Below are 26,403 nucleotides of genomic sequence, written 5' to 3' on the forward strand. Positions count from 1 at the left end.
ACTCAGGGTGCAATCCTTGGAGGGATGGTGGGGGACTACCGGAGCATCGCCGACCGGATAGCCGCGGACATCAGCGAGGGACGGCTGAAACCGGGACAACGGCTGCCGCCGCAGCGGCAGTTCGCACGCCGGCGCGGTATCGCGGCGTCCACCGCGGGGCGGGTCTACGGCGAACTCGTGCGGCGCGGCCTCGTGGTGGGCGAGGTCGGGCGGGGCACTTTCGTACGGGCCTCGCCGGCGTCCCCGGGCCGCGCGCCCGCCGGAGCGGCGCCCCGGGCGTCCGTCGACCTGGAACTCGACCACCCGGCCGTGCCGGGCCAGTCGGAGCTGCTCGCGGCCGGGATCGCACCGCTGCTGCGGCCCGACATCCTCGCGGAGGCGACTCGCACGGCGGTCCCCGCGGGGACCCCCGCCGCCCGGGAGGCCGCCGCGGGGCTCCTGGCCACCGCCGACTGGCAGCCCGCCCCGGACCGGGTGCTGTTCGCGGGCAGTGCCCGGCAGGCCCTCGCGGGCACCCTCGCCGCCCTGGTGCGGCCCGGGGGCCGGATCGGGGTGGAGTGGCTGACGCATCCGCTGGTCAAGGAGGTCGCGGCGCGTCTCGGTATCGTCCTGGTCCCCCTCGCCACGGACGAGCAGGGGCTGCGCCCGGACGCCCTGGCCGCCGCGCACCGCGCCACTCCCCTGTCCGCGCTGTATGTGCAGCCGACGCTGCACCATCCGACCTCGGTGACCACGGGACAGGAGCGACGGCGCCAACTGGCCGCCGCCGCCCGCGCGTTACGGCTGCCCGTCGTCGAGGACCGCGTCTGGTCGTTCCTGTGCGGACCGGAGGGCGGCGCACCGCTCGCCGCGTACGCGCCGGAACGCACCTATGTCGTCGACGGACTGTCCCTGCGGGTCGCGCCCGGGCTCACCGTCGGGTTCCTCGTGGTGCCCGAGGGACGCGGCGAGAGGACGGCCGGAGCGCTGCGGTCGGGCGGCTGGACGGCGGGGCGGTTCGCGCTGGAGGCCTCGGTGCGGTGGATCGAGGACGGCGTCGTGGCGCGGCTGGTGGCGGCCAAACGGGCGGACGCGGCGGCGCGGCAGCGGCTGGTCGCCGAGCATCTCGACGGTTTCGCCCTACGGGCCGACCCGCGGGCGTACTTCGTGTGGTGGCGGCTGCCCCGGCCCTGGCGTGCGGAGGCGTTCACGGCCGCCGCGGCCGAGCGGGGCATCGCGGTGACGCCTGGGCCCGCCTTCGCGGCCGCCGGGCGCGGGGCGCAGGACGCCGCGGCGGACTGCGTCAGGCTCTCACTTGCGTCGGCTCCTCCGACGGAACTGGCGCGGGCGCTGCGGATCCTCGCCGACGTCGCACGTACAGGCCCGTGAGCCAGGCGCCCAGGGCGACCGCGAGACCGACGCCCATCAGCACCCAGGAGACCAGCCGGAGGGTCTCGGTGAGGGCGTCGTAGACCGCGCCGGCCGCCGGGTGCGAGACGTCCGGCGGAAGGTCCGCCAGTGTCATCCGGCGGCCCACCGCGATCGCCACGGCGAGCAGCCCGGCGCCCAGGGCGGTGCCGAGCCCGGTCGCGAGCACGGCGCGGCGGCGCGAGACGGAGAGGAGGATGCCGGACAGGGCGAAGCAGGCCGAGGCGAGGGGAAGCCAGAAACCGGCGACTTCGAGCACGTGGAACCCCTTCCGGAACTTCGTCAGGTCCTTCGACTGCAACAGGGTGATCTCCGTGTGCGAGACCGGGATGCGGCCCGCGAACGGGACGTGCTCGTCGACGAGTTGCCGTTTCATCCGCTCGGTGGCGGGGGCCAGGTCGAGGGTGACGGGATGGTCGTCGTCCTCGCGCAGGGCGCGCATCACGGCGTCATGGGCGCTCAGGTTCGCGGTGTCCCAGGCGGAGCGGAAGGCCTCGGTGCCGGTGAACGAGCGGACCGCGTCGTGGACGAAGGCGTGCACGGAGCCCTGCAGGGGCGCGCCGACGTGCACCTCGCGCATGATGCCGTCGGTGACGGCGCTGGCGATGGCGTCCTGCACCTCGGCGTCGGAGGCGAGCGGGGCGGTGGTGGCGGCGTAGCGGGCGCTGTCCTCGATGCCGTACTTCGCCCACATGGCGAGGACGCCGAGCGGCACGAGCAGGCACGCGAGGCTGACCAGCACGACGGAGAGAGGGCTCCGGACACGTCGAGACACGTCACCAGAGAACCGCGTCTGCGCGCTCCTTGCGAGTGATATGCCTGCAAATGGGTGGATATGACAATCCGATGGGCGACCGGCGGACGGTGGTGCGCTGCCCGGTCCGCGCGCTCTCCGGTGGAGGGTTCGCCCGAACGGGTGTTATCTGGTGGGTGGGGAGAGGAACGGACGGCAACCGACAGGGGAGAAGCCTGTGCGTCGGACCGCCGTGTCCTCTCCTGTTCGCAGGGCTCCTCGACCGGCGCCCGGGAGCGCAATCGCCTCGGGTGACGGGTGAGTGAGGGAGACGCATGAGGCCCCGGCGCCCGGCGGGGCCACCACACACCGGGGTCTCGTGCGCCTGATGGAGCGGCACACCGGGGTGCCCTGCGCTTGACGGAGTTCCGTGCGCTTGCCGGAGCGGCATCCGTACGCGCGCGGTCGGGAATCCGGTGAGCCGGAGGCCGGTCGGCCCCCGGCTCACCGGGCGGGAAGCGCAGCCGTGGCCGTCAGCCGACCTTGTGGCCCGCCGCGTCCTCGTGCGTGTAGTAGCGGTAGAAGTTGAAGGCGAAGAAGGCCACGGCGACCGCGAGCGAGAGTCCCGTCGCGAGCAGCACGCTCTGGCCGGTCTGGCTGTACAGGAAGCCGAACGCGATGCCGGCGAACGCCGCCCACAGCACCGCGTGCAGTTCGCGCGGCAGCCGGCGCGCCAGCGTGAACAGCCCCGCGCACAGCACCGCGAACACGATCGCGCACACGAAGCCGAACAGGATGTTCCAGCCTGTGATGGGCCCGGCGGCACGGCGGTTGGCGGCGGCCCAGTAGCCGTAGAGGAGCCCGAGGACGACGGGCACCGCCACCCGTCCCGTCAGGTGGACGCGGTGGTCGAAGATGTCCGGCGGGCGGTAGCGCGTGACCGGCCCGCGGGGTGCGGTGACAGGTGTGCGCGAGGCCCCGGACGCGGGTGTCGCGTGAGTCATGGGAGCACTCCTTCCTCCAGGTGTCTCCTCGTGTCCCCTCGCCCCTGTACTCCAGGGCACACCTGGCCCGCGCGCCGGGCAAGTCGGGATGCGCGGGCCCCCGGGCCGTGTTTCGCTGGGGCTCATGAGGATCGTGCTGTTCGGCGCCACGGGCATGGTGGGCCGCCGGATCGCCGGGGAGGCGGCGCAGCGCGGGCACCGGGTCATGGCCGTGAGCCGCTCCGGCGGGTCGCCCGTGCCGGGCGTGACCGCCGCGGCGGCGGACGCCTCCGACCCGGCGAAGGTGACGTTTCTGGTGGGCGCGGCGGACGCGGTGGCCAGCGCGTGCGCACCGCCGCGGGACGGTTCGGATCCCATGGAACCGTTCCTCGCCGTGAACCGCGCCCTGGTGCGGGGCCTGCGGGAGGCCGGGGTGCGGCGGTTGGTCGTGGTCGGCGGCGCGGGCAGTCTGGAGGTGGCCCCCGGCGAGGAGCTCTGCGACCAGCCCGACTTCCCCGAGGCGGTCCGGCCCGAGGCGCTCGCCCACCGCGCGGTCCTGGAGTACTTCCGTACCCTCGGCGACCTGGACTGGACGTATGTCTCGCCCGCCGCCGAGATCGCGCCCGGCGAGCGTACGGGCCGTTTCCGCGTGGACGGCGACCAACTGCTCACCGACGAGCAGGGCGTGAGCCGGATCAGCGCCGAGGACTACGCGATCGCGTTCGTCGACGAACTGGAGCAGGGCGCGCATCCGCGTGCCCGTATCTCAGTCGCGTACTGACCGGGCGGAAGGGCGGTGCCGGTGCCCCCCAGGCGACCACCCCACGACGGTACGCCGTCCCCTCGGGGGCATCCCGACGGCGCGCTCCCCGCCGGCTCCGCCGCCCGCACAGTCCCCCTCGGACTCCTCCGTGCGCGGCTGCCGCGGCCCTCGGGGGCCGACCCCCTGGCACGCGGTCCGTCGCAGCTGCTGCACGTGCGTGGGCGCAGTGTCACCTGGATACCTCCGCTCGTCCTGCTCGTCGCCATCGCCGGGCTCGACTGGGCCACCGGCAGCACCTTCCGGACCATCTCCTGGGTCGCGCTGGTGCCCGGCATCGCGGCCGCGGTCTGCGGGCTGCGGGGCACGATCACCGTCGCGGTCCTCGCCGTCGTCGTCTACGAGCTGGCGGACCGTGCCTGGCCGCACCAGTACCGCACCGGACTGCCCGACTTCATCCTCGTCGTCCTCGGCGGGCTGCTGGCCGTGCTGGCCTGCGCGGTGCGGCTGCGCGCCGAGCGGCGCATGCTGCACATGCAGGACATCGTGGAGACCACCCGGCGCGCGGTGCTGCGCCCGCTGCCGCCCGGCTGGGGCGGCCTGGACCACGCGGCGGTCTACCTCGCCGCCGACAGCCTCGCCCGCGTCGGCGGCGACTTCTACGACATCCAGCCCGGCCCCCGGGGCACCCGCGTCCTGCTCGGCGACGTCCAGGGCAAGGGCCTCGGCGCGGTCGCGGCCGCGGCGGCGCTGCTCGGCACCTTCCGCGAGGCGGCCTACCACGAGCCGCTGCTCGGCACGGTCGCCGACCGGCTGGAGACCCGGATGCAGCGGCACATCCGCTACGGCGCGGCCGTCGGCCGGGACGAGGACGACCGCTTCGCGACCGCGGTGCTCTTCGGCTTCCCCCCGGACGACCCCGCGCATGTCGAGTTCATCAACTTCGGGCACGAGCCGGCCCTGGTGGTCACGCCCGGCGGGGTACGGTCCCTGCCGCCGGGCGGACGGCTGCCGCTGGGCCTCGGCGACCTGGACGAAGTCCGGCCGTCCTGCCCGCTGCGCGTCCCCCTCGCCCCCGGCGAGACGCTGCTGCTGGTCACGGACGGGGTGTCCGAGGCCCGTGACGCCGCCGGATGCTTCTTCCCGCTGCGCGACCGGGTGGCCCGCGCGGTGGCCGAGGACCCGCGTGCCGCCGAGCCCGGCCGCCTGGTGCGCCTGGTCCGCGACGGCACGCTGCGGCACTGCGGGGGCCGCCTCGAAGACGACACGACGATCTTCGCGCTACGGCGGCCGCGCACGCCCGGCGGTATGTGAGTCTCCGCTCACCCCCCTGCCGCACAACCCGGGCCATAGACGGGCGATTGTCGTTCCTCCGTCGCAGCTTTGCAGGCGCAGCCGTTACCGTGCTGACGTACGTGATCGATCGGGGAGGGAACGATGCCCGGAACCGTGCTGCTGCTGGCGGCCTCACCCGCGGGCAAGGGGTGCCTGGTGGACGCGGCCTCCGTGCTTCCGGTGCTCGCGGCTGTCGCCCCGCCCGTGCTGTCCGGCACGGACACGGCGAACGTGGTCGAACTCGCCGACCCGCTGGAGCCGCAGGCGGTCCTCACCCGGCTGCGGGCCGCGGCGGCCGTGCCCGGCCCACTGACGGTGTTCCTCGTCGGTCAGCTCCAGCTCGACCGCCGTGAGCACCTGCCCCATCTGGCGCTCGCCCGGACCACCCCGTCGACCGTGCGCTACACGGCCTTTCCCTGGCACTGGCTCCGGGAGGAGCTGCGGCTGCGGCCGCCCGGGCAGACGACGGTGTTCGCGGATCTGCACGCCGACGCGGAGACCTGGCGGTATCTGCGCACCCGGCCCCTGGACTGCGGCCGGTCCGTTCTTCTCTACGGCCGGGTCGCCCCGCCGCCCCCGCGCCGTGCGCTGGCCGCGCCCGCGTACATGAAGGCCGTGGCGACGATCCTGCGCAGCGGCCACCGCCCGGATCCGACGACCCTGCACCACGAGGCCCTCACCCGGTCGCTCGCCGAGACGGGCGCACCGGCGGGCCCGGAACGGGACGTCGTCCTGGGACCGGTCGTGAACTCCCCGGTGCTGTACGGCTCGTGGCACACCCCGCCCGCGGGGTACACCCCGCATTCCGGGCACCCCGCGCACGCCACACCCGCCGAACACCCTGCGCCCGCCGGTCACTTCGCGCATCCCGAGCCCCCTGCTCAGTCCGCGCCCGCCGCGCGCCCCGAGCCCCCTGCTCAGTCCGCGCCCGCCGCGCGCCCCGAGCCCCCTGCTCAGTCCGCGCCCGCCACGCACCCCGAACACCCGGCGCACGCTGGTCACTTCGCGCGCCCCGAGCCTTCCGCTCAGTCCGTGCCCGCCACGCACCCCGAGCAGTCCCCGTCCGTCGCGCAGCCCGGGCCCCCCGCGCAGTCCCCGCCCCCCGGACAGCCCGCCGGCGCCCTCTACGGCGCCGGGCTCCCGCCCGCCCCCCGGACGTCCCCGCCCGCCGTACGGCTCCAGGCCGTCGCCCCGCCCACGGCCGCCGGTGCGCCCACCGTCCCCCCGCAGGCCGACGGCCCCGATGCGCCCACCGTCCCCCCGCAGGCCGGCAGCCCCGATGCGCCCGGCGCCACCGTCCTGTCGCTCCCGGTCCCCGTCCCGGCGGCCCCGGACCAGGACCCTCACACCGCGCTCGCGGCCGCCGTGCAGGACGGCAGGCACGCGGAGGCGGAGGCGCTCGCCGAGCGGTGGGAGCAGACCGCTCTGCGGGAGCACGGGGCCGGTTCCGAGGAAGTGCTGCACTGGACGGAGGTCCGCGCCGACCTCGCGATGCTCGCGGGCGACCCCGGCCGCAGCTGTGAGACCTGGCTCGCGGTCGCCGCCGCCCGCCTCTCGGCCGGTCAGAGGCCCGAGGACCCGGCGGTGGAGGCGGCCGTCGACCGCGCCCACCACCAGTGGGGCCGGCTGCGCGACACGGCCCGGGCCCGCGAACTCGGCCCCGGACTCGCCGAGTTGCGCAAACAGGTGCCGGGCCGCCGCGAAGGCGCCCTGGACCATGTGCACCGGCGCCTTCGCCGGCTGGGGGCCGGGCTGCAGACCCAGCCGTGACGAGAGCGGGGCACGCCCTGGCCGCTCGTCGGCCCGGCCGAGTCAGGCGACCGGCAGATACGTCAGGGCTCCCGACACCAGCGTGCGGACGCCGGGCACGACGGTGGACAGGTCGGGTGCGAAGCGGGGACTGTGGTTGCTCGGGACCGCCGCGAACTTCTCCATGAGGTCCGCTCCCTCCGCCGCCTCCCAGACGTCCGCCGGGGTGCTCGTCACGAACCAGTACGCGTACGGGATCGCGTCCACCGCCAGACGCGGAAAGTCCTCGCTGCCCATCGCCGGGCCCGGGTCGAAGACCGTGGCCGCGCCGAACACCTCCCCGTGCACGGCGGCCACCCGGCCGTCGGCGGCGGCGTCGTTGACCGTGACGGGGAAGTCGGGGCCGACGGTCACCTCGGGCTCGCGCGGGCAGCCCGCGGCCAGGCACTCGCCCGCCGCGATGCGCCGGATCGCGGCGACCATGCGGTCACGCACCTCGGCCGACTGCGTGCGCAGATTCAGGGCGATGCGCGCCTCGGACGGAATGATGTTGTGCAGGGTGCCCGCCTCGATCCGGCCCACCGTCAGCACCGCGGAGTCGCGTGCCGCGATCTCCCGGCTGACGACGGTCTGGAGACGGGTGACGAGATACGCGGCCGTCACCACGGGGTCCACGGTCGACTCCGGGCGGGAGCCGTGGCCGCCCCGGCCGTGCACGACGATGTCCACGTCCGTCGAGGCGGACAGGATCAGACCCGGGCGGTGCGCGTACAGCCCGGCCGGGCCCGGGGCCGCGTGCTGGGCGAGCAGCACGTCGGGGCGCGGGAAGCGCTCGTAGAGCCCGTCGGCGAGCATCGCCTGCGCGCCCTCGCCGGTCTCCTCGGCGGGCTGGCCCACCACCAGCAGCGTGCCCGACCACGCGTCCCGCCCGGCGGCCAGCGCCCCGGCCGCGCCGGTCAGCCAGGTGACATGCAGATCGTGCCCGCAGGCGTGCATCACGCCGGGCGCCTCGGAGGCGTAGGACAGACCCGTCTCCTCGGCGACCGGCAGCGCGTCCATGTCGGCGCGCAGCAGCACGGTGGGCCCGTCGCCGTTGCGCAGCACCCCGACGACCCCGGTGCCGCCGACGCCCTCGGCGGTCTCGTACCCGGCCGTGCGCAGCCGCTCCGCGAGCAGTCCCGCGGTCCGGTGTTCGTGCCGGGACAGTTCGGGATGGCGGTGCAGATCCCGGTAGCAGTTTTCCAGTTCGGGCACGGGGAGGTCGGCGGTGAGGTCCAGCGCGGTGCGTGCGGCGGGAGTAGTCACGGGGCTCAGGGTATGCGGCGGGCGGGCCGGGCGCCGACGGGCGGCCCGGACCTGTCCTACCGGACGGGTCCGTCCTGCTGCGGGGCGACATGCCGGACGTGCTGGGCCGGTTCCGGCTGGGCGGCCCGTGCCGGGCCCGCGTTGGCCGCGGTGACCAGGGCGGCCACGGCGACGACGGCCGCGCCGAATCCTCGGACATGGCGTGCGCGTATGCGTCCGCGGAGTACGGAAGGGCGTCCGTGGAACACGGAGGAGTGTCCGGGCACGGCAACCGACCTCGCAATGACAGCGGCGGATTAAGCACGTTTAACGTGCATCCCAACCTAGGGGGTCGGACGGGCCGACGGAAGTCCCCGGCAGTTGACGGAAAGTCAGAAAAAGTGCCGCCTCAACTGTGCTTAATGGCATGATTGATCGCATGGTGAAGCGGGACGACCCGGAGACCATCGGTCGCAGGGTGCAGCGGCTCCGGCGCGAACAGGGCATGACCCAGAAACGGTTGGCCGAACCCGCTTACACGCCCGCTTACATCTCCACCCTGGAGGCCGGCCGGGTCCGCCCCTCGGACGAGGCGCTGCGGCACATCGCCGAGCGGCTCGGCGTCGCCTACGAGGAGCTGGTGACCGGCCGCCCGGCCCATCTCGCCACCTCGCTGCGGCTCCGGCTGACCGACGCCCAGCGCACCCTGGCCACCGGGGAGGCCGAGGTCGCCGCCGAGCAGTACGGCGTGCTGCTGGCCGAGGCCGAGGCGCACGGGCTGGACGCCGAACAGGCCGCCGCGCTGCTCGGGCTCGGCGAGTGCGCGCTGGAGCGGGGCGATCTCGAGACGGGCCGGCGGTACTTCGAGCGGGCCGAGGCATCGCTGGCCGGCACACCGCTGCCGAACCGGGTCCCGGCGCTGCGCGGACGTGCCGTCGCCCACTACCTCGCCGGTGAACTCCGTTACGCCTGCTATCTGCTGGAGTCCACCCTCGACGAGCTGAACCGCTCCGGACTGCACGACCCGGACGCCCTGCTGCTGCTCTACGCGAGCGCCATCGGTCCGTACATGGACATGGGCGCACAGGCCCGGGCGGCCCAGGCGGCCGAGTTCGCGCTGGCGCTCGCGCCGCAGGTGCAGGACCCCGCGCTGGTGGCCCGGATGCACCGGTCGGTCGCCCGCACGCTCCTCGCGGAGGGCCGCGTCGCCGAGGCGGACGCCAGCCTCGCCAAGGCGGCCGAGCTGTACCGGCAGCTCCAGATCCGCACCGAGCTGGCCAACTGCCACTGGATGCGCGGTTATCTCTACGCCCAGAACGGCGAACTGAGACGAGCCGAGGCAGAGTTGCGCGAGGCGCTCGCCATGCTCGCCCAGCAGCGGGCCGCCCTCTACAGCAGCCAGGTCGCGGTGGAGCTGGCGGACGTGCTGCACCGGCGCGGGAGGTCGGAGGAGGCCGCGGAGCTGCTGCACGGCGTCCTCGGCGACATCGGTCCCGAGCGGGGTGCCGTGCACTCGGCCGCCGCGCACCGCCTGCTCGGCATCATCGCGGAGGACGCCCGCGACACGGAGACCGCGGAGGAGCACTACGTACGGGCGCTCAGCCTGCTGGAGCGGGCGGGCGCGGCGGGCGATCTGGCGGACCTGTGCCGGCTGCTGGGCGATCTGCTGCGGCGCACCGGCCGGGTGGAAGCGGCCCTGGACGCCTACCGCACGGGCCTCGGCCACCGCACCGCCCCGGGCACCACGACCCTGGGCCCGGCCCCGGCGCAGCCTCCGCTCTGATTCCGCCGCGTACCCGCTCCGACCGCACCCACCGCGTGGCGCCTCACGGCGTCACGATCGCGAACTCCTGATCGGGCCGCGTCACATACGAGAACAGCCGCTTCAGCAGTCCCCGGTCGCCCTGTGTCTCGATGCCCGCGAGGCCGCTGCCCGTGAGCAGGCCCAGCAGTTCGGGGCGGGTCAGGGTGAGAGTCAGGCCTGCGTGCGGCTTCGGTGTGCGGTGCAGCGGCAGGCTGCGGTGGGTGAGGGCGCCGTGCTCCAGGTTGAGGCGGTGCCGGCGCTGCTCGTCGATCACGATCAGATCGATGACCAGCCGTGGCTCATTCGCCGCGCGGGGCCCGTCGATACGGACCGCGATGGCGTCGAGCAGCATGCTCACCGTCAGCGCCGACGTCATGCCGGCCGTGTCGCCGACGATGCGCGCACTGCCCGCTCCCTCGCGCAGTTCCAGCGCGCCGGTCAGATACATGTTGCGCCAGGGCCCGTTCTCGGCCCCGTGCCCGAGCCGCACGTACACGCCCGCCAGCAGCTCCTTCGCCTCCTCGTCGGCCGGGTCGGCGAAGACGAGGTGGTTGAGCAGGGTCGCGGCGAAGCGCAGATCACCGGAGTCGGCGTAGCGGCGGGCGGCCGCGCGCATCGCCTCCGGGCCGCCCGCGACCTCCACGTACCGCCGGGCGAGGTCGGTCGGCGGATGCTCCCACAGATGCGCGGGGTTGCCGTCGTACCAGCCCAGGTAGCGCTGGCTGACGGCCTTGACGTTGTGGTTCAGGGAGCCGTAGTAGCCGCGCGCGTGCCAGGCGCCCTCCAGCGCGGGCGGCAGCCGTAGCTCCTCCGCGATCTCCGCGGCCGTCAGACCGCTGTTGAGCAGCCGCAGCGTCTGGTCGTGCAGATACGCGTACAGGTCCCGCTGCTCGGCCAGCAGCCCGACCACGTTCTCGTGTCCCCAGGTCGGCCAGTGGTGCGAGGCGAAGGCGACGTCGTAGGCCTCCCCGAAGAGGTCGATGGCCTCGTCGAGGTGGCGGGACCACGCGCGGGCGTCGCGCACCGGGGCGCCCCGCGGGGTCAGGATGTTGTGCAGGGTGTGCGTGACGTTCTCGGCCAGGCACAGCGCGCGCCGCTCCGGGAAGAGGAAGTTCATCTCGGCCGGTGCCTCGGTGTCCGGGGTCAGCTGGAACACGATCGGCACCCCGTCGACCGTCTCCCGCTGCCCGGTGTGCGTGATGTCGAGGGTCGGCGGGATCAGGGTGACCGTGCCGGTGGACAGCGTGGTGCCGAGGCCCGTGCCGATGTGCCCGTCGGGCGCCTTCGGCAGCCGGGTGCCGTACATGAAGGCGGCGCGGCGGGCCATCGCGGGCCCCGCGAACACGTTCTCGCTGACCGCGTGTTCCAGGAACCCGACGGGCGCGAGCACCGGCACCCCCGCCTCCTCCTCGCGCGGCAGCACCCCCCGGGCGCCCCCGAAGTGGTCGACATGGCAGTGGGTGTAGACGAGCCCGGTGACGGGCCGCTGTCCGCGGTGGCGCCGGTACAGGGCGAGGGCGGCCGCCGCGCACTCGACGGAGATCAGCGGATCGACGACGAGCACGCCGTCCCGGCCCTCGACCAGGGTCATGTTGGCCAGGTCGAGGCCGCGCACCTGGTACACGCCCTCGGTGACCTCGTACAGCCCCTGACGCGCGCACAGCTGCGACTGCCGCCACAGGCCGGGATGCGCGGTGTCGGGGCAGTCCCCGTCGAGGAAGCCGTACGCGTCCCCGTCCCACACCACCCGCCCGTCCTCGTCCGTGACGGCCCCGGGCGCCAGGGCGGCGACGAAGCCGCGGTCGGCGTTCTCGAAATCGGTCCGGTCCTCGAAGGGCGGCAGACCGTCACGGGGCGCGGCGTCCATGGGGCCAGCTTCGGCGCGCCGGATGCCGGGGGCCAGCGGTGGGGGACCGTTCGGGGCGAGCGCGCGTCACCTGTCCGCCCCCGTGAGAGTCTGCCCGACCAGCGCCTTCCCGAGGGCCTCCGCGCCCGACGGCAGATGGGCCGGGGACGCCGGGTGCCCGTCCCGGGCGGGCCGCTCGGCGAACAGGGCCGCCGTCGTGCTCAGCGCGGGGGTGGAGAGCGTCGTCCACAGGGTGCGGGTGCCGGGGCCGGTGCCCGCGCCGCCGGAGAAGCCGCCGGAGAAGCCGGCGGGCGTCGGCTCGATCACGCCCGGCGCCGGAGGGACCGCCGCCGCGTACTTGCCCATCAGCCGGGCCGCGTAGGCCGGCATGACCGGCCGGGTGTCCGGGTGCGCCGTGTACACCGTGCGCCCGGCGCGGCTGATCCGCGCGACCGTGTACGGGGCCGCGTAGGTGCCCCGCGCCGCCATCGCCGCGTACGCCGAGGCCAGCCGCAGCGGGCTCGGGGCCGCCGTCCTCGGCAGGGAGGCCAGCGGACCGTCCAGCTTGACTCCCGTGAACGGCAGAAGAGCGGTGCCCGCCTCCACCGCCCCCGAGAGCGCGTCGTTGAACGGCTGGTGCGCGTAGTCCGCGCCGCCGTACAGCACCCGGACCGCCCCGTCGCCGGGCACGATCCCGAGCACCGCGGCGTGCAGCCGGGCTCCCTTCGCAGGCCCGGGGACGCCTTCGCCCGCCCGCTGCGCCACCGCGTCCTGCGCGGCCGAGTCGAAGGTGGTGTGCACGGTGTAGCCGCCGCGGGCCAGTTGGTCCACGGTGATGCCCAGCCGGTCGGCGGCCTCCCGCTGCGCCACGTCGATCAGGTACTGGCGCTGTCCGTCCGTGTCGCCCGGCGGATAGAAGCGGAACGCGGGGAAGCGGGCCTCGGCACGCTGGCGCGCCGTGAGGGCACCGCTGTCCGCCATCGCGTCCAGCACCCACTCCCAGCGGCGGACCAGCGTTTGGGTCACCTTCGGATCGGAGCCCGCGCGCTCGTAGTAGGAGGGGATGTTGATGACGGACGCCAGCGCCGCGCCCTGGCTGACCGTCAGGGCCTGGGAGTCCACACCGAAGTAGTTGCGCGCGGCGGCCTGGATGCCGGCCGCGCCGCGGCCGAAGTACACGGTGTTCAGATAGCCCTCCAGGATCTGGTCCTTGGAGCGGGTGCGGTCCAGCTTGACGGAGATCAGCGCCTCCCGGACCTTGCGGGACAGCGACTGTTCCGGGCTGAGCAGCGCGTTCTTCACATACTGCTGGGTGATGGTGGAGCCCCCCTGCCGTTCGCCGCCGCTCAGCGTGGACACCGCGGCGCGCAGGACGGCGCGCGGCGAGACCCCCGAGTCCGTACGGAAGGAACGGTTCTCCGCGGCGATGACCGCGTCCTGCACGAAACGCGGCACCCGGGAGAGCGGCACCTCCTGGCGGTCCACCGGTCCGCGCCGGCCCAGATAGCCGCCGTGCTCGTCGACGAAGACCGTCGACTGCATCGCGGTCTCCGGGTGCGGCTCGGGGATGACCGTCCTCTCGTACGCCACCACGAGCGCACCGGCGAGCAGAAGCAGCAGCGCGAGAAGGGCGGCCCCCGCCCGCCGCAGCCGGCGGCCCCGGCCACGGCGGGCCCGCGTCGCCCGGTCGAGCCGCCGCCGGTGCCGGGCGGAGATCCGGCCGGCTCCCGTTCCCGACTTCGCGCGGGCGGCCAGGGATCGCAGGCGCGTCGCCGCGCGCCGGACCGCCGTCATCGGGGGAAGTCCGTCTGTGCGATCACCCCGCCCGTCGCGTCGTACACCGTGACTCTGCGCGCGCCGCCGTCGAACGGGCCCTGGGAGGTGGAGGACGACTTCAGCGCGGTGTACCAGGCGCCCCACCCGCGGCTGCCCGCGAGGGTGAGGGCCGTGCCCTCGATGTCGCCGTCGGCCGTCTCGATCCGCACGCGTGCCGCCTCGCCCTTGCCGTGGAAGGTGCCGAACAGCAGCGCACCGGTCTTCTCGCCGTACGTCCGCATCTCGACCCCCGGCTGGTTCACCGCGATGTTGCCGTCGGTGATGTTCTGGGACTGGACCGGGAGGTCCGGCCGCTTCCAGTACAGCCCGTCCGGGGCCAGCCAGAGTTTGGTGCCCGTCCCCACCGCGACCCGCTCGCCGGGGGTCACCACCCGCACCTTCCCGGCGGCCACGGACGGCGACGCGGCCGCGCTCGTCGCCGGGGGCATGGCCCGGTCGGTGTCGGAGTCCGTGCCGCGCAGCGCCAGGACGGTCAGCGGCACCAGCAGCAGCCCGCATCCCGCACCGGCCACGACCGCCCGGCGCCTGCGCCGGATCCGCCGGCCCGCGCGCTCGACGGCCGCCAGCGGCGGCCGGGACGGCGTGATCGCGTACGCGCTCTCGGTCAGCGTCTCGCGCAGCAGCCCGGCGTCGGCGGCCGCCGCGCGAGGCGGGGTCTCGGTCCTGGAGTGGTTCATCGGCGGGCTCCGGATACGGGGCGGGGACGATCGGAGGGTTCGAAGGCAGGGTGTGCGCGCAGGGCCGCGAGGCCGCGCCGGACATGGGTCTTGACCGTGCCGAGGGAGCAGCCGAGGACCTCGGCGATCTCGGCCTCGCCGAGGTCCTCCCAGTAGCGCAGCACCAGGACGGTCCGCTGCCGGGCGGAGAGTGCGGCCAGCGCCGCCATGACCGCGGCCCGGCGCTCGACCGACTCGTCGGGTCCGGCCTGCGGCTGGTGCACCCGCTCGGGCAGGAACGGCATCAGCAGATGGGCGACCCGCCTTCTGCGGATCCGGCCGAGGTTGTTGTCGACGAGGGAGCGCCGCACATAGAAGTCCACGTCGTGGAGCGGAATGCGCCCCCAGCGCGCGTACACCTTGGCCAGGGTCGTCTGCACCAGCTCCTCGGCCTCGTGGAAGTCGCCGGTGAGCAGGGACGCGGTGCGCACCAGGCGGGCCCAGGACGCGGCCGCGTACGACGCGAAGTCGCGGCCCCCGACGGCCTCGGTTCTTCCGGCGACCTCGGTCCGTCCGGCGAAGTGCGTGCCACCGGCGAAGTCGGGGCTTCCGGCGGAGGCTGCGGATGTCTCGTACTGCGGCACGGGCGCGATTCCTCTGGATCGGGGATACGTGGGGGCCGAGGAGGGCCGGTGGGCGGGGGACCGGCTGGGGCGCCACGCCCTGGGTCCCCCGCCCGCTGATCACGGCTTCAGCCGGGCGTAGACCTTGCCCTTGGTGTCGTAGACGGTGACCTGAGTGACGAAGTCGGGGTCGGACGTCGAGGCGTCGGAGGTGGCGTACCAGGCGCCCCACCGGTGCTCTCCGGCGAGCTGCACCAGCCGGCCGCGCACAATCCCCGCCTTGGTCTCGACCACGACACGGGACGCGGTGGTCCTGCCCCCGGCGTAGATGCCGGAGAGACAGGCGTGGCCGTCACCGACCTCGGCCTGCATGCTCACGCCGGGCGTGTTCAGGTCGATGTTGCCGTCGACGACGCTGCGGAACCCGGGCTCGTCCATGAAGGGCGACTTCCAGTACTTGCCCTCAGGGGTGAGCCAGACCTCGAAACCGGGGGCGGCGACGACGTGCTCGCCGGGGGCGACGGCACGGGGCGTCGGCGCGGTCTTCCTCGCTCCTGCCCTCTTCGTCGTCTTCACCACGGTCTTCAGCGGAACGGTCCTCGTGACCGGGCCGTGCGCCGCCGTCCCCTGCGCGGCGGCGTACGACAGCGCGGGCGTTCCGGCCACGGCGGCCGTGACGGCCACGACGGCCAGATACTTCGGTATCCGTGTCATGAACGGGAAACTCCTTGTCTGCTACGGGCCTTGTGCGGTCCGGACGGGTGCCTGCGGTCGGAGAGCTCCTCTCTCCGTCCCTGCAAACTCCCGTCGCTCTCGTGCGGGATGACATGCCGTCGGAATTCCTCGGCGACGCTGCTCCCGGCGCCGCGGAGGGCCCGGGCGACACGCTCGGCCGTACGGCCGGGGAGGACCCGACGGCCGCCATGGGTACGGCCGTCCGGGCGGACGCACGGCGCGGGTTGCCGGCTCTGGTGGTCACCTGTTCCTCCCTGCGGTGTGTTTCGATGTGCGGCGTACGAGACCTGTACGCACGGGGGAGACAGACGGGTTGCACGGGGCATCCGGGAATTCGGCTACCCCTCACGGGCCAGGCGCCTTCGCGGGGGAAGGCCATGAGCGGGCACGGGGGGCGGGGCCATGAACGAGCACGGGGCGGGTGCATGACCGAGGACGTGGCGGGGGCATGACCGAAGAAGAGTTCGACGCTTTCTACGCCGCCGCCTTTCCCCGGCTGACCGGCCAGCTCTACGCGTTCACCGGGGACCACGGCGAGGCGCAGGACGTCGTGCAGGAGGCGTTCGTCCGCGCCTGGGACCGGCGGCGCGAGTTTCTCGCCGAGGGTGCGCCCGAGGCCTGGATACGGACCGTCGCGATGCGACTGGCGGTCAGCCGCTGGCGGCGGGCGCGACGGTGGCTGGAACTGGTGCGCCGCACTCCGCCCCCGGAGCACACGCCGGGCCCCGACCCCGAACGGGCCCTGCTCGTGGTCGCTCTGCGCAAACTGCCCGAGGCACAGCGGATGGCCCTGGTTCTGCACCATCTGTGCGACCTGAGTGTGGAGCAGGTAGCCTCCGAAACCGGTGCTCCGGTGGGGACGGTCAAGGCCCGGCTGTCCCGTGGACGGGCGGCGCTGGCACGGGAACTGGCCACCGGCGAGGGGGAGAGGGAGGACGACCGTGTCCGATGACCTCACCACCGGCCTGCGTGCACTGGCCGAGTCCGGGCAGATGCCGCCCCGGGTCTCCGGTGCCGAGGTCCGCCGCCGGGCGGGCGTACTCCGACGCCGCCGTCGTGCGGCCACCGCCGCCGCGGGTGTGTCCGTCGTGACGGCTCTCGGTGTCTCGCTGCTGTTCAGCCTCACCGGCACCGACCGGCAGGAGCGGCCTTCCCCGGCCGCGCCCCCGACCAGCACCCCGAGTACCCCGAGCGCCCGTGCGGAGCCCTCCGCCACGGTGTATCTGGCCAAGCGGGTCCTCCTGGTCGGCGACCGTGCGCTGCCCGTCTCCGCGGGCGCGTTCGACACGCGTACGCCGACGGGACGGATGACGGTCACCGCCCGGCAGGACATCACGACGCTGTCCGCCGAGGACCTCCGCATCAAGGGCGGTGCCGGCGGCGAAGCCGACGTCAAGATCCCCTGGGTGGTCGAGCTGCGCGCGGACGACGGCACGAGCACCTTCATCGGCGCTCTGACCTACGACTTCAAGGCGCCCGGCAACTACGACACGACGGGCGGCTGGATCGGCCTCGGACTCTCGGACGCCAAGTGGCTGTACACCCGGTTGCGCGTGGGGGACGTGGTCCTCGTCGAGGACGGCGGGAGCACGCCGGAGCCGACGTTGACCTCCGCGACCGGCCGGCCGCCCGAGCCGACGTTGACCTCCGCGACCGGCCGGCCGCCCGAGCCGACCGCCCGCGTGACCGAGGGGACGGGCGCACGGGTCGTGCCGTCCCCGGAGTCGGGAACGGGCGGCTCCGGATAGTGCTGCGGCCTTTCCGGTTGCGCTGGGTCCGACAGGGCCCAGAGGCGTGCGGCGCCTCAGCCGTTCGCCCGCTCCTCCTCCGTGAGCCGGTTCAGCAGGCCGAGCAGGGTCGTCCGTTCGTCCTCGGACAGCGGCGCGAAGCACTCGGCCAGGACCTCGTCGGCGACCCGGTGTCCCGCCCTCAGGGTCTCCTCCCCGGCCGGTGTGAGGTGGTGCTCGATACGCCGGCCGTGTCCCGGCCGCCGGTCGATCAGGCCCTGGGCCGTCAGCCGACCGGCGAGCGTGCCGAAGGCCTGCTCGCTCTGGAACGTCGCCGCCGCCAGCGACCGGGCGGTCGCGCCCGGGGTACGGCTGATCGCCCGCAGGGCGTCCCACTGCGCGAGGGTCGTCCCGATGCCGGCGAGCCGGCTGTCGAGGGCCCGGTGCTGACGGTACTGGGCCTGCTTGACGGCTCTGCCGAGGATCTGCGGTTCAGGGGCCATGGGGCCAGGCTAACACCGCGACTAAGGTTGCTTATATAAGCATGTTTAGTTAGTCTCCAGGCATGACCACATCCCACTCGTACGCCGTGCAGCCCGAAGTGAGCCTCACCCTCGCCGAATCCGGGGCCGGACGTCCCGTGCTGGTCCTGCACGGTGGCGGAGGCCCGGCCACCGTCACCGGGCTCGCGGACCATCTGGCGCGGACCGCGCATGTCATCACCCCCACCCATCCCGGATGGAACGGCACACCCCGTCCCGACTGGTTCACCGGCATCGACGATCTCGCCCTGGCCTATCTCCACCTCCTGCACGACCGGGGGCTCCGCGATGTGCTGGTCGTCGGCTCGTCGCTCGGCGGCTGGATCGCCGCCGAGATGGCCGTCCGCGACCAGGCGGGGATCCTCACCGGACTGGTGCTGGTGGATGCCGTGGGCGTCGCGGTCGAGGGCGAACCGATCAGGGACTTCTTCGCCCTCGACGCCCGCGGCGTCGCCGAGTACGCCTATCACGACTCCGAGCGCTTCTACGTCGACCCGGCCGAGGTCCCCGCCGCGCAACTCGCCCTCCGCCAGGGCAACATGGCGGCTCTGCACACCTTCGCGGGCGGCCCGTCCATGCACGACCCGAAGCTGCTGCGCCGCCTGGGACGCGTCCGGATCCCCGTCCTAGCGCTGTGGGGCGAGAGCGACCGCATCGTCACGCCCGCCTACGGGGCGGCCTATGCCGCCGCGTTCGGCGACGGCCGCCTCGTGGTCGTCCCCGAGGCGGGCCATCTGCCTCATATCGAGCGGCCGGAGGCCACGTTCGCCGCGATCGACGCCTTTCTCGACGAGTGATCGACACCACGTGCCCCGCCCGGTGTGGCCGACGGGACCCGGACGCAGGCCGCTCCTAGGATCGCGGGCCATGGAAACAGTGGGTCTCTACGTGCTCGGCGTACTCCTCCTCACGACCGTCATCGGTGCCGAGGGCAGAATCCGGGGCGCCGACCGTCGTGTCGCCCGGCTCGAGCAGAAACTCGACCTGATCCTCGACCGGATGGGTCTGGACGCGGCCGACGCCGCCCTGGACGGGGTCACCGCCCTGGTGCGCGAGGGCAAGCCGATACAGGCGATCAAGCTGTACCGCGAGGTCACCGGGGCCGGCCTGAAGGAGGCCAAGGAGGCCGTGGAGCGAATGGGTTAGGGCGCAACATGCCCTAGTACTGCAACCGCACCTGTCGCGTCACCGCAGGTCAGGCGCAGCGCGGCGGTTTTTGGGCGGTGGCGATCCGACGGCGCACGGTGATAGTCGCCGCGCCGGGCCGATCGCGAACTGGCAGGTCAACGGCTCTCTATATCTGATGGCCCGTCAGCTTCGAAGTGTCCAGACGCCTAAACTGACCTGCGCTGATTCCATGAGTGCGGTTGCAGTACTAGGCCCTGTCGTCCCCGCTCTCCTCCTCCTCTCCCTCGAAGAAGTCCCCGATCTCGTCCACCACTTCGGCCGCGACCAGTCCGCCGACGACCCCGACGGCCAGCCCCGCCGCACCCGCGGCGACCGCCGTGCCGACGCCGGGTCCGGACCGGTGCCCGCCGCGATGGCCGTCGTGGTGGCTTCCGTGATGGTCGGTGTAGTGGCCTCCGTGCTGGTCGCCGTAGTGCCCGCCGTGGTGGCCGGTGTACGGAGCGGAGGCAGGGGCCCCGTACATCGCCCCCGGCCCGTACGCGGCCCGGTGTTCGATCAGTTGTGCGATCCAGCCGTCGACCTCCGTGTACCAGTCGCGGGTGTGGACCTCGTGGTGGCCGGCCGTGAAGCGGGTGAGTGTGTCATGGCCCGAGGAGAAGGGGCCGCCGCGCTTGTCGGCCTCAAGGACGATCTCCACGCTCTCGGGGGAGGCCAGGAAGGTCAGCTCGATCTCGTTCACCGCGTGCGCGTACCGCGGGGCGGGGGTGAGCTCGATCTCCTGGTAGAAGGGCAGCTGCTGGCCGGTGCCGCCGATGCGGCCGTACTCCAGATCGGCGGAGCGGAAGCCGAAGCCGAGCTGTCCGAGGGCCTCCAGAATCGCCTCCTGGACCGGCAGCGGGCGCACGGCCAACTGGTCCAGGTCGCCCTTGTCCTTGGCGCCGGCCACCGCCAGCTCCGTGCGCACGCCGAGGACGATGCCCAGCTGCTGCCCGTACAACTCGGTGATCGGCGTCTCCAAGGGCAGGGGCACGCTGAACGGGACGCTGCGCTGCTCCTCCTCGTCGAGGCGGAAGCCGCCGCCCACCGTGAACCGGGCGAAGGCGACCGCTCCCTCGCTCTCGCCCTCCCCGTGCTCCGCCTCCACGCGCGCGACCAACTCGAGCCCGATGTGCTCGATCTCCACGACCGAACCGCCGCCGCGCAGATGCACCTGCCCGGACAGCGACGCGCCGGGCAGCGCCGCGCCGCCGTCCAGGACCGTGTCCACCGAGGGGCCTCCCACGCCGATCGCCCCGAGCAGCCGTTTGAACACCATGCCGGTGTCGCTCCTTACTGATCGCCTTCGTTGTCCGTCCCGCCGGCCGGCGCCCGCTCGTGACGTGCGCCGACCCGCTGCCCGTTGAACCGACCGAAAAGGTAAAGAAGTTCCCAAGCGCTCGGAAGGATCCCGGAAGTCACTCGTATGGAGGATGAGTTGCGGATCACCTGGGCCGCGTGCGGCTCCGTCGGCGGCGCCCAGCCTTTACTGCGACTTTCTTGCAAGTAGCAGAATCAAGCAGCAAGGTAGATATTGCAGTACCCGGAGAAGCAGGGGACTGCAGCACCCGCGAAGAAAGGCCCCACTCCATGCCCCCGTCCTCCTCCCGGATGCGGATGCCCATCACACGGCAGGAGTGGGGCCGGCTCGGCGGGATGGCCGCGTTCGTCCTGGCGCTGCACGTCATCGGCTGGGGCACGCTCGTCGGCGTCGTCGCGCCCGAGCACTACAAGGTCGGCGCCGACTACTTCGGCGTCGGCATCGGCGTGACCGCGTACACGCTGGGGATGCGGCACGCCTTCGACGCGGACCACATCGCAGCGATCGACAACACCACCCGGAAGCTGATGGGCGAGGGGAAGCGCCCGCTGTCGGTGGGCTTCTGGTTCTCGCTCGGCCACTCCAGCGTCGTCTTCGTGCTGGCCCTGCTGCTCTCGCTCGGCGTGAAGGCGGTCGCCGGTCCGGTCCGCGACGACGGCTCGGAACTGCACAACGTCACGGGAATCGTCGGCACGACGGTCTCCGGGACCTTCCTCTACCTCATCGCCGCGATCAACTTCGTCATCCTGGCCGGCATCTGGAAGGTCTTCCGGCAGATGCGGTCGGGCGGGTTCGACGAGGCGGCCCTGGAGGAGCAGCTCGACAAGCGCGGCTTCATGAACCGCCTCCTCGGCCGCGTGACGAGGTCGATCAGCAAGCCGTGGCAGATGTATCCGCTGGGCCTGCTCTTCGGGCTCGGCTTCGACACCGCGACGGAGGTCGCGCTCCTCGTCCTGGCCGGTTCGGGCGCGGCGTCCGGACTGCCCTGGTACGCGATCCTCTGTCTGCCCGTCCTGTTCGCGGCCGGAATGTCGCTGCTCGACACGATCGACGGATCGTTCATGAACTTCGCGTACGAGTGGGCGTTCTCCAAGCCGGTCAGGAAGGTCTACTACAACCTCACCATCACGGGTCTGTCGGTCGCCGTCGCCCTGATCATCGGCACGGTCGAGCTGCTCGGCCTGTTCTCCGAGAAGCTCGGGCTGCACGGGGCGTTCTGGGACTGGGTCGCCGGCGTGGACCTCAACACCGTCGGCTTCGTGATCGTGGGCCTGTTCTTCGCCACCTGGGCGGTCGCGCTGGTGGTGTGGAAGGTCGGCCGCATCGAGGAGAAGTGGACGGCCGGTCTCGCGCAGCCGGCGGAGCAGGGCGCCGAGTAGGACGCCGTGCAGGGCGCTGAGTACAGTCCCCGGCCCCCCGGCGGCCCATCGCGCGACCCTCGGGCACGCGTGCGTCTCCCCACTGCCGGGTTCCGACCAGAGGGCCGGAGGGTCTCATTCCTGATGTGGCTGAAACGTGATGGAATCCCGAACTCGTGTCGGCTTCAACGAGGTTGACAGTTGATCGGTTGTGATCGACTATGTGCTCGAACTGTGGCTCATGTGACCAGTGAGCCCAGTGTTTCTCTTCGACCACTCTTTCCCGGCCACGGTCCCGGCGGCCTTGTGCTGCCCGCTGCCCTGGTCCGGGGCACAGCCCAGGAAGTTGGGGGAACGCATGTCCGCTGCGCGCCGTGTCACCGTACGCCGCCTGCTCGGGACGGGCGCTGTGGCGCTCACTCTCACCGCCGTCACGGGCGGCGCCGCCTGGGCCTCGGACACGCCTGGCGGTGACGGCTGGGACAAGGCCGGTCACGGCTACACGTCCGGCAAGGGCCCGGGCACGGTGACCGAGAACGACCGGTGCCAGTTCTCGCTGGACGGGACCTCCTTCACCGACTCGGTGCGGGTCGACGACCAGAACCTGAAGCCGACCGAGGACGGCAAGGTCCACATCAAGGTGCGGGCCGCGGGCGACGCCACGACCTGCACCGCCTCGCTCGCCGCCTACCGGGCGCACGGCGCCACCTTCGGCACCTCCGGACTCCAGGTCTTCCACGACTTCGACTCCGTGACGGTGAAGCCGGGCGACACCGACTCGCTGGACATCTCGGTCCCGGACGCGAGCTGCTTCGCGCAGATCGACCTGTACCGGGGCAAGGTGAAGTTCGACGGCGACTTCAAGGCGAACGACGGCTTCGAGCACGGTGACCTGCCCAAGGGCCCGGACCGCCCGGTCATCAAGGACAAGCTGATCGCGTCCTGGAACGGCGGTACGAAGGACTGCACGGCCCAGCCGCCGAGCACGCCGCCCGCGTCGACCCCGCCCGCCTCGACGCCGCCCGCGTCCGTGCCGGCCACCACCCCGCCCGCGTCGACGCCCGCGACCCCGGCCTCGCCGTCCAGCCCGCCCGCCCAGGAGTCGAGCACGCCGCCCGCGCCGACGCCGAACGGCGGTTCGTCCACCCCGCCCGGCGGCCTCGCGGAGACGGGTGGCGGCAGCAACGCGCTCCCGCTCACGGCGGGCGCCGCGGTCCTCGTCGCGGCCGGCGCGGCCATCGCGGTCGTCACCCGACGCCGCTCCTCGCGCACCCGCGCCTGACGCCTCCGGCGTCCTTGTGACCATTTTCCCTGGGCCCGGCGCTCCTATCCCCCGAGGAGCGCCGGGCCCACCCTTTCGCCCCGCGGCCCCCGCCGGCTGAGGCGGGAGACGCGAACGGCCGTCGGCGGGCGTGCTGTTGGGGCACGCGCTCGCCGACGGCCGTGGCCGGGCGGATCCTGGGGGGGGGTCAGCCCGTCGTGGGCACCGGGGACGGAGCGGTCGACGGCGGCGGCGTGAAGCCGGCGGGCGGGGAGAGGACCACCGTGGGCTCGCCGGGCGCGGGGGCCGGCGGGGTCGTGTCGCTCTTCGGGAGCTTCGGCGGGGTCGTCTCCTGGAACAGGACGTTGTCGAAGTTCACCAGGCCCGTCTGCTCCATCACCGTGATGTGGTCGAGGACCGTGTCGTTCGCCTGGTCGGCCAGCTGGCGGACCAGCGTGTTCTTGGTGGTGGCACGGATGTTGGCGATGACCGGGAAGATCTGGCCGTGCGTCACCCGCAGGATGTTGGCGAGATCCTCGTCGAACTTCTTGCCCTGGTCCGCCGTCAGCGTCTGCACGAACCCCTGCTGCTGCGGGCTCGGCTGGTTGGGCAGCGTGATGCCCAGCGCCGCGGCGACCTTCCGGTCTGCCTCGTCGAGGTTGGCGTGCCCGTTGACCAGATGCGCGCCGGCGGTGCGCACGGCCGGGGTGGTGCCCTTCTTCAGGGCCAGTTCACCCGAGGGGAACTCCCACAGACCGGCGGCCCGTACTTTGACGACGAAATCGCGGTCCGCCTCGGTCAGCGGCCCCGACGAGGTGTTGGCGATGACACGCGACGGAGCGCTCGACACGGTCTGCACTCCCAGCATCGAGGGATAGACGAGCGCCGTGAGCGTAAGTGTCAGGGCGCCCGTCACGAAGAGGGTTCCGGCCGCGTTCCGCGAAATGCGCATGGCACCTCCTGGTTGTTCGGACGCCCAGAAGTACGCGGGTGGCGGGGCCCGGAACCTTTTCCGCTGGCAAAATCCGCGGACCACGCTGTGGGGGTCGTCACACCCGGGCGGGCCCGCGCCGGCCCGGACCCGCGCCGCGCGCACGGCAGTTCCGTGGTCATGAGCCCCGCCCCTGGGGTCCGTGTGCCGGAAGATGACGCGTGGCGCTGCCGGGGTGCCCGGCTCGGCACCCGCTATGTTCAGTCTGAACATCGGACATTCGGGGTTGCCATGCAGAAGGCGGATGCGCTGCCCGCGCAGACCGAGGCCGAGCCGGCCGGCGCGGTCCCCGTGGCGACCGCCGACGCGCCCGCGCCCGGCCGACGGCCGCTGCCCTGGCCGCTGCTGTTCGGACCGGCCGTCCTCGCCGGCCCCGTGCTGCTCCTGCTCAGCCGCTCGCTGAACGTGCCCGCCATGCAGGCATGGCGGACCGTGTGTCTCGCCGTCGTCGTCCAGGCGCTGCCCTTCCTGCTGCTCGGCACCGCGCTGTCCGGCGCGATCAACGCGTTCGTGCCGGCCCGGGTGTTCAGCAAGGTGCTGCCCCGCCGGCCCGTGCTCGCGGTGCCGGTCGCCGGTGTGGCCGGTGTCGTCCTGCCCGGTTGTGAGTGCGCGTCGGTGCCGGTCGCTAACAGCCTGATCCGCCGTGGGGTGACTCCCGCCGCCGCCTTCGCGTTCCTGCTCTCGGCCCCCGCTGTCAACCCCGTGGTGCTGACGGCGACCGCGGTGGCCTTCCCCGGCAACCCCGCCATGGTGCTGGCCCGGCTGCTCGCCTCGCTCGCCACCGCCGCCGTGATGGGCTGGCTCTGGCTCTGGCTGGGCCGCGAGGAGTGGCTGCGGCCCACCGCGCGGCACACCGGACACCAGCCGGGGCACAGCCGTTGGACGGAGTTCCGGCTCGGCTTCCAGCACGACTTCCTGCACGCGGGCGGGTTCCTGGTGGTCGGCGCCATGGCGGCGGCCACCTTCAACGTGGCCGTCCCGCGTTCCGTGCTCGACACCTTCTCCGGCTCCCCCTGGCTGTCGGTGCTCTTCCTGGCCGGGCTCGCCGTCATCCTCGCGGTGTGCTCCGAGGCCGACGCGTTCGTGGCGGCGTCGCTGAGCGGGTTCTCGCCGGTCGCGCGGCTGGCGTTCATGGTGGTCGGGCCGATGGTCGACCTCAAGCTGATCGCCCTTCAGGCGGGCACGTTCGGACGGGCCTTCGCGGCCCGCTTCTCCACCGGGACGACCGTGGTCGCGATTCTTTGCAGCTCGTTGATCGGAGCGGCCCTGCTGTGAAGCGCCCCGTCCAGGTGACCCTGCTCGTCCTCAGCGGCCTCGGCCTGCTGCACGCCTCGCTCTTCACCGACCTGTGCCTCAGGTATGTGAAGGAGGGGCTGCGGCCGCTGCTGATCGCGTCGGGGGTGCTGCTGCTGGTGCTGGGAGTGGTGGACGCCCTGTCGGGCCGGATCCGGCCCCGCCCGGGCCACGGCGAACCCGCCGGACATCCGGAGGACGCTCACGGCGACCACGAGCGCGGCCACGACCACGACGGAGGCCACGATCACGGTCACAGCCACGGTCACGACCACACCGGCACCCCCCGGATCGCCTGGCTGCTGTTCCTGCCCGCGCTGAGCCTGCTCTTCTTCGCGCCGCCCGCCCTCGGCGCGTACACCGCCACCCGGGAGGCGCCCAAGGCGGTCAAGGAGCAGGATCACTTCGATCCGCTGCCCCGGACCTCACCGCTGCCGATGACCCTCACGGACTTCACCACCCGGGTGCAGCAGGACCGGGGGCAGGCCATCAAGGGGCGCAGCGTGCAGATGTCCGGTTTCGTCACGCCCGACAAGAAGGGCGGCGACTGGTACCTGACCCGGATCATCATCTCGTGCTGTGCCGCGGACGCCCAGTCCGTGAAGGTGCGGATGTACGGGATGCCGGCCCTGGCCGCCAACACCTGGGTGGCCGTCACGGGTACCTGGCACTCCGGCGGAACCCTGGGCACGAGTTCCGCGCCCGTCGCGCTCGACGTCCGTACCGTCGAGCGGATCGCCCGGCCGGTGAACGGGTACACGGACGATCTGCCGCTCCTCCCCTCGCGCTGACCGTCCGCCTCGCACGCAGCCGTACGGGAGGGTGAACCACCGCCCAAGCCCGGCCCATGACTCTCCAACGCCCGGTCAGGCGTGAACAAACGTTCAACCAAGGGTCTCCCGGTCCCGCAAAGGGGTCTACCCGCATAGAGCATCCGGTGCTGTCATGCTCACGACCGCCCGGTACCCCGCCGGGCACCACACCGGGAGATTCCC

Annotated in this window: 25 protein-coding genes; 13 read left to right on the forward strand and 12 right to left on the reverse strand. The window is 73.2% G+C overall.

All coding sequences use genetic code 11. The features are described from left to right. The first annotated feature begins 27 nt into the window (after positions 1-27). The gene (locus ACFYX0_RS12565) at positions 28-1,368 is read left to right on the forward strand and encodes a PLP-dependent aminotransferase family protein (RefSeq protein WP_388969830.1); all 1,341 of its coding nucleotides are present in this window, start codon (positions 28-30) and stop codon (positions 1,366-1,368) included. Here ACFYX0_RS12565 and ACFYX0_RS12570 read toward each other — a convergent pair. Continuing rightward, the gene (locus tag ACFYX0_RS12570; protein ID WP_388969648.1) at positions 1,283-2,182 is read right to left on the reverse strand and encodes a hypothetical protein; all 900 of its coding nucleotides are present in this window, start codon (positions 2,180-2,182) and stop codon (positions 1,283-1,285) included. The genes ACFYX0_RS12565 and ACFYX0_RS12570 overlap by 86 nt on opposite strands. Before the next feature lie 491 nt (positions 2,183-2,673). After that, positions 2,674-3,144 carry a hypothetical protein gene (locus ACFYX0_RS12575; protein ID WP_355906391.1) on the reverse strand — a complete coding sequence of 157 codons (471 nt, stop codon included), beginning with the start codon at positions 3,142-3,144 and terminating at the stop codon, positions 2,674-2,676. Positions 3,145-3,268: 124 nt separating this feature from the next. On the opposite strand from ACFYX0_RS12575, the gene ACFYX0_RS12580 reads away from it, so the two are divergent. The 3 genes from ACFYX0_RS12580 (at position 3,269) to ACFYX0_RS12590 (ending at position 6,988) form a co-directional block, all read left to right on the forward strand. Then, a complete protein-coding gene (locus tag ACFYX0_RS12580) occupies positions 3,269-3,904 on the forward strand; it encodes an NAD(P)H-binding protein (protein WP_355906388.1) in 636 nt (211 codons plus the stop codon). A 186-nt stretch (positions 3,905-4,090) separates the two neighbouring features. Next, positions 4,091-5,197 (forward strand): PP2C family protein-serine/threonine phosphatase, encoded by a 1,107-nt coding sequence (locus ACFYX0_RS12585; protein ID WP_388969832.1) that lies wholly within the window; start codon positions 4,091-4,093, stop codon positions 5,195-5,197. Positions 5,198-5,320: 123 nt separating this feature from the next. Next, positions 5,321-6,988 (forward strand): hypothetical protein, encoded by a 1,668-nt coding sequence (locus tag ACFYX0_RS12590; RefSeq protein ID WP_388969650.1) that lies wholly within the window; start codon positions 5,321-5,323, stop codon positions 6,986-6,988. A 42-nt stretch (positions 6,989-7,030) separates the two neighbouring features. On the opposite strand, the gene ACFYX0_RS12595 is transcribed toward ACFYX0_RS12590, so the two are convergent. Both ACFYX0_RS12595 and ACFYX0_RS12600 read right to left on the reverse strand, forming a co-directional pair. Continuing rightward, complete coding sequence (locus tag ACFYX0_RS12595; protein WP_388969652.1) at positions 7,031-8,272, reverse strand: amidohydrolase; 1,242 nt, start codon at positions 8,270-8,272, stop codon at positions 7,031-7,033. A gap of 56 nt (positions 8,273-8,328) precedes the next feature. Continuing rightward, positions 8,329-8,538, reverse strand: coding sequence for a hypothetical protein (locus ACFYX0_RS12600; RefSeq protein ID WP_388969836.1), 210 nt, complete (start codon positions 8,536-8,538; stop codon positions 8,329-8,331). 152 nt (positions 8,539-8,690) lie between these two features. Here ACFYX0_RS12600 and ACFYX0_RS12605 point away from each other — a divergent pair, with 152 nt between their 5' ends. Continuing rightward, positions 8,691-10,034, forward strand: coding sequence for a helix-turn-helix domain-containing protein (locus ACFYX0_RS12605; RefSeq protein ID WP_355906379.1), 1,344 nt, complete (start codon positions 8,691-8,693; stop codon positions 10,032-10,034). Between the two features lie 43 nt (positions 10,035-10,077). Here ACFYX0_RS12605 and ACFYX0_RS12610 read toward each other — a convergent pair whose 3' ends face one another. From ACFYX0_RS12610 to ACFYX0_RS12630, 5 genes are all read right to left on the reverse strand, one after another. Beyond that, positions 10,078-11,922, reverse strand: coding sequence for an alkyl/aryl-sulfatase (locus ACFYX0_RS12610; RefSeq protein WP_388969654.1), 1,845 nt, complete (start codon positions 11,920-11,922; stop codon positions 10,078-10,080). A 66-nt stretch (positions 11,923-11,988) separates the two neighbouring features. Further along, positions 11,989-13,695, reverse strand: a complete 1,707-nt coding sequence (locus ACFYX0_RS12615) for a transglycosylase domain-containing protein (protein WP_388969656.1) — start codon at positions 13,693-13,695, stop codon at positions 11,989-11,991. Then, positions 13,692-14,414, reverse strand: a complete 723-nt coding sequence (locus ACFYX0_RS12620; protein ID WP_388969658.1) for a hypothetical protein — start codon at positions 14,412-14,414, stop codon at positions 13,692-13,694. The genes ACFYX0_RS12615 and ACFYX0_RS12620 overlap by 4 nt, the downstream gene beginning before the upstream one ends. Beyond that, positions 14,411-15,037: a SigE family RNA polymerase sigma factor gene (locus ACFYX0_RS12625; RefSeq protein ID WP_388969660.1), complete on the reverse strand. Its 627-nt coding sequence runs from the start codon at positions 15,035-15,037 to the stop codon at positions 14,411-14,413. The genes ACFYX0_RS12620 and ACFYX0_RS12625 overlap by 4 nt, the downstream gene beginning before the upstream one ends. Before the next feature lie 99 nt (positions 15,038-15,136). Then, positions 15,137-15,730 (reverse strand): hypothetical protein, encoded by a 594-nt coding sequence (locus ACFYX0_RS12630; RefSeq protein WP_388969662.1) that lies wholly within the window; start codon positions 15,728-15,730, stop codon positions 15,137-15,139. 469 nt (positions 15,731-16,199) lie between these two features. Between ACFYX0_RS12630 and ACFYX0_RS12635 the strand changes: the two genes are divergently transcribed. Beyond that, on the forward strand, positions 16,200-16,703 hold the full coding sequence (locus ACFYX0_RS12635) for a SigE family RNA polymerase sigma factor (protein WP_355906361.1): 504 nt from the start codon (positions 16,200-16,202) through the stop codon (positions 16,701-16,703). Further along, on the forward strand, positions 16,693-17,499 hold the full coding sequence (locus ACFYX0_RS12640) for a L,D-transpeptidase (protein ID WP_388969664.1): 807 nt from the start codon (positions 16,693-16,695) through the stop codon (positions 17,497-17,499). Before ACFYX0_RS12635 ends, ACFYX0_RS12640 begins: the two co-directional genes overlap by 11 nt. A 56-nt stretch (positions 17,500-17,555) precedes the next feature. Here ACFYX0_RS12640 and ACFYX0_RS12645 read toward each other — a convergent pair whose 3' ends face one another. Continuing rightward, positions 17,556-17,981, reverse strand: a complete 426-nt coding sequence (locus tag ACFYX0_RS12645) for a MarR family winged helix-turn-helix transcriptional regulator (RefSeq protein ID WP_355906355.1) — start codon at positions 17,979-17,981, stop codon at positions 17,556-17,558. A 62-nt stretch (positions 17,982-18,043) separates the two neighbouring features. Between ACFYX0_RS12645 and ACFYX0_RS12650 the strand changes: the two genes are divergently transcribed. Then, positions 18,044-18,817, forward strand: coding sequence for an alpha/beta fold hydrolase (locus ACFYX0_RS12650; protein ID WP_388969666.1), 774 nt, complete (start codon positions 18,044-18,046; stop codon positions 18,815-18,817). Between the two features lie 70 nt (positions 18,818-18,887). Then, on the forward strand, positions 18,888-19,166 hold the full coding sequence (locus tag ACFYX0_RS12655) for a ribosomal protein L7/L12 (RefSeq protein WP_388969667.1): 279 nt from the start codon (positions 18,888-18,890) through the stop codon (positions 19,164-19,166). 229 nt (positions 19,167-19,395) lie between these two features. On the opposite strand, the gene ACFYX0_RS12660 is transcribed toward ACFYX0_RS12655, so the two are convergent. Continuing rightward, positions 19,396-20,463 carry a sporulation protein gene (locus tag ACFYX0_RS12660; protein ID WP_388969669.1) on the reverse strand — a complete coding sequence of 356 codons (1,068 nt, stop codon included), beginning with the start codon at positions 20,461-20,463 and terminating at the stop codon, positions 19,396-19,398. 311 nt (positions 20,464-20,774) lie between these two features. Between ACFYX0_RS12660 and ACFYX0_RS12665 the strand changes: the two genes are divergently transcribed. Together ACFYX0_RS12665 and ACFYX0_RS12670 are read left to right on the forward strand one after the other, a co-directional pair. After that, positions 20,775-21,884 carry a HoxN/HupN/NixA family nickel/cobalt transporter gene (locus tag ACFYX0_RS12665; RefSeq protein ID WP_388969671.1) on the forward strand — a complete coding sequence of 370 codons (1,110 nt, stop codon included), beginning with the start codon at positions 20,775-20,777 and terminating at the stop codon, positions 21,882-21,884. Between the two features lie 337 nt (positions 21,885-22,221). Further along, a complete protein-coding gene (locus ACFYX0_RS12670) occupies positions 22,222-23,145 on the forward strand; it encodes a hypothetical protein (protein ID WP_388969673.1) in 924 nt (307 codons plus the stop codon). 187 nt (positions 23,146-23,332) lie between these two features. On the opposite strand, the gene ACFYX0_RS12675 is transcribed toward ACFYX0_RS12670, so the two are convergent. Then, complete coding sequence (locus ACFYX0_RS12675) at positions 23,333-24,076, reverse strand: DUF4142 domain-containing protein (RefSeq protein ID WP_355914766.1); 744 nt, start codon at positions 24,074-24,076, stop codon at positions 23,333-23,335. Positions 24,077-24,346: 270 nt separating this feature from the next. Here ACFYX0_RS12675 and ACFYX0_RS12680 point away from each other — a divergent pair, with 270 nt between their 5' ends. Beyond that, positions 24,347-25,390 (forward strand): permease, encoded by a 1,044-nt coding sequence (locus tag ACFYX0_RS12680; protein WP_388969675.1) that lies wholly within the window; start codon positions 24,347-24,349, stop codon positions 25,388-25,390. Then, on the forward strand, positions 25,387-26,199 hold the full coding sequence (locus tag ACFYX0_RS12685) for a TIGR03943 family putative permease subunit (RefSeq protein ID WP_388969677.1): 813 nt from the start codon (positions 25,387-25,389) through the stop codon (positions 26,197-26,199). Before ACFYX0_RS12680 ends, ACFYX0_RS12685 begins: the two co-directional genes overlap by 4 nt. Positions 26,200-26,403 lie beyond the last annotated feature (204 nt).

Origin of the sequence: Streptomyces sp. NPDC002573, from assembly GCF_042889625.1 — a bacterium.
Taxonomy (GTDB): Bacteria; Actinomycetota; Actinomycetes; order Streptomycetales; family Streptomycetaceae; genus Streptomyces; species Streptomyces gibsoniae.

Excerpts from the sequence above, each read along its gene's own strand:
- ACFYX0_RS12655 (WP_388969667.1), top strand. The coding sequence starts at position 18,888 with ATGGAAACAGTGGGTCTCTACGTGCTCGGCGTACTCCTCCTCACGACC.
- ACFYX0_RS12590 (WP_388969650.1), top strand. The coding sequence starts at position 5,321 with ATGCCCGGAACCGTGCTGCTGCTGGCGGCCTCACCCGCGGGCAAGGGG.
- ACFYX0_RS12580 (WP_355906388.1), top strand. The coding sequence starts at position 3,269 with ATGAGGATCGTGCTGTTCGGCGCCACGGGCATGGTGGGCCGCCGGATC.
- ACFYX0_RS12670 (WP_388969673.1), top strand. The coding sequence starts at position 22,222 with ATGTCCGCTGCGCGCCGTGTCACCGTACGCCGCCTGCTCGGGACGGGC.
- ACFYX0_RS12680 (WP_388969675.1), top strand. The coding sequence starts at position 24,347 with ATGCAGAAGGCGGATGCGCTGCCCGCGCAGACCGAGGCCGAGCCGGCC.
- ACFYX0_RS12620 (WP_388969658.1), bottom strand. The coding sequence starts at position 14,414 with ATGAACCACTCCAGGACCGAGACCCCGCCTCGCGCGGCGGCCGCCGAC.
- ACFYX0_RS12575 (WP_355906391.1), bottom strand. The coding sequence starts at position 3,144 with ATGACTCACGCGACACCCGCGTCCGGGGCCTCGCGCACACCTGTCACC.
- ACFYX0_RS12660 (WP_388969669.1), bottom strand. The coding sequence starts at position 20,463 with ATGGTGTTCAAACGGCTGCTCGGGGCGATCGGCGTGGGAGGCCCCTCG.
- ACFYX0_RS12645 (WP_355906355.1), bottom strand. The coding sequence starts at position 17,981 with ATGGCCCCTGAACCGCAGATCCTCGGCAGAGCCGTCAAGCAGGCCCAG.
- ACFYX0_RS12635 (WP_355906361.1), top strand. The coding sequence starts at position 16,200 with ATGACCGAAGAAGAGTTCGACGCTTTCTACGCCGCCGCCTTTCCCCGG.
- ACFYX0_RS12615 (WP_388969656.1), bottom strand. The coding sequence starts at position 13,695 with ATGACGGCGGTCCGGCGCGCGGCGACGCGCCTGCGATCCCTGGCCGCC.
- ACFYX0_RS12605 (WP_355906379.1), top strand. The coding sequence starts at position 8,691 with ATGGTGAAGCGGGACGACCCGGAGACCATCGGTCGCAGGGTGCAGCGG.
- ACFYX0_RS12630 (WP_388969662.1), bottom strand. The coding sequence starts at position 15,730 with ATGACACGGATACCGAAGTATCTGGCCGTCGTGGCCGTCACGGCCGCC.
- ACFYX0_RS12610 (WP_388969654.1), bottom strand. The coding sequence starts at position 11,922 with ATGGACGCCGCGCCCCGTGACGGTCTGCCGCCCTTCGAGGACCGGACC.
- ACFYX0_RS12650 (WP_388969666.1), top strand. The coding sequence starts at position 18,044 with ATGACCACATCCCACTCGTACGCCGTGCAGCCCGAAGTGAGCCTCACC.
- ACFYX0_RS12675 (WP_355914766.1), bottom strand. The coding sequence starts at position 24,076 with ATGCGCATTTCGCGGAACGCGGCCGGAACCCTCTTCGTGACGGGCGCC.
- ACFYX0_RS12665 (WP_388969671.1), top strand. The coding sequence starts at position 20,775 with ATGCCCCCGTCCTCCTCCCGGATGCGGATGCCCATCACACGGCAGGAG.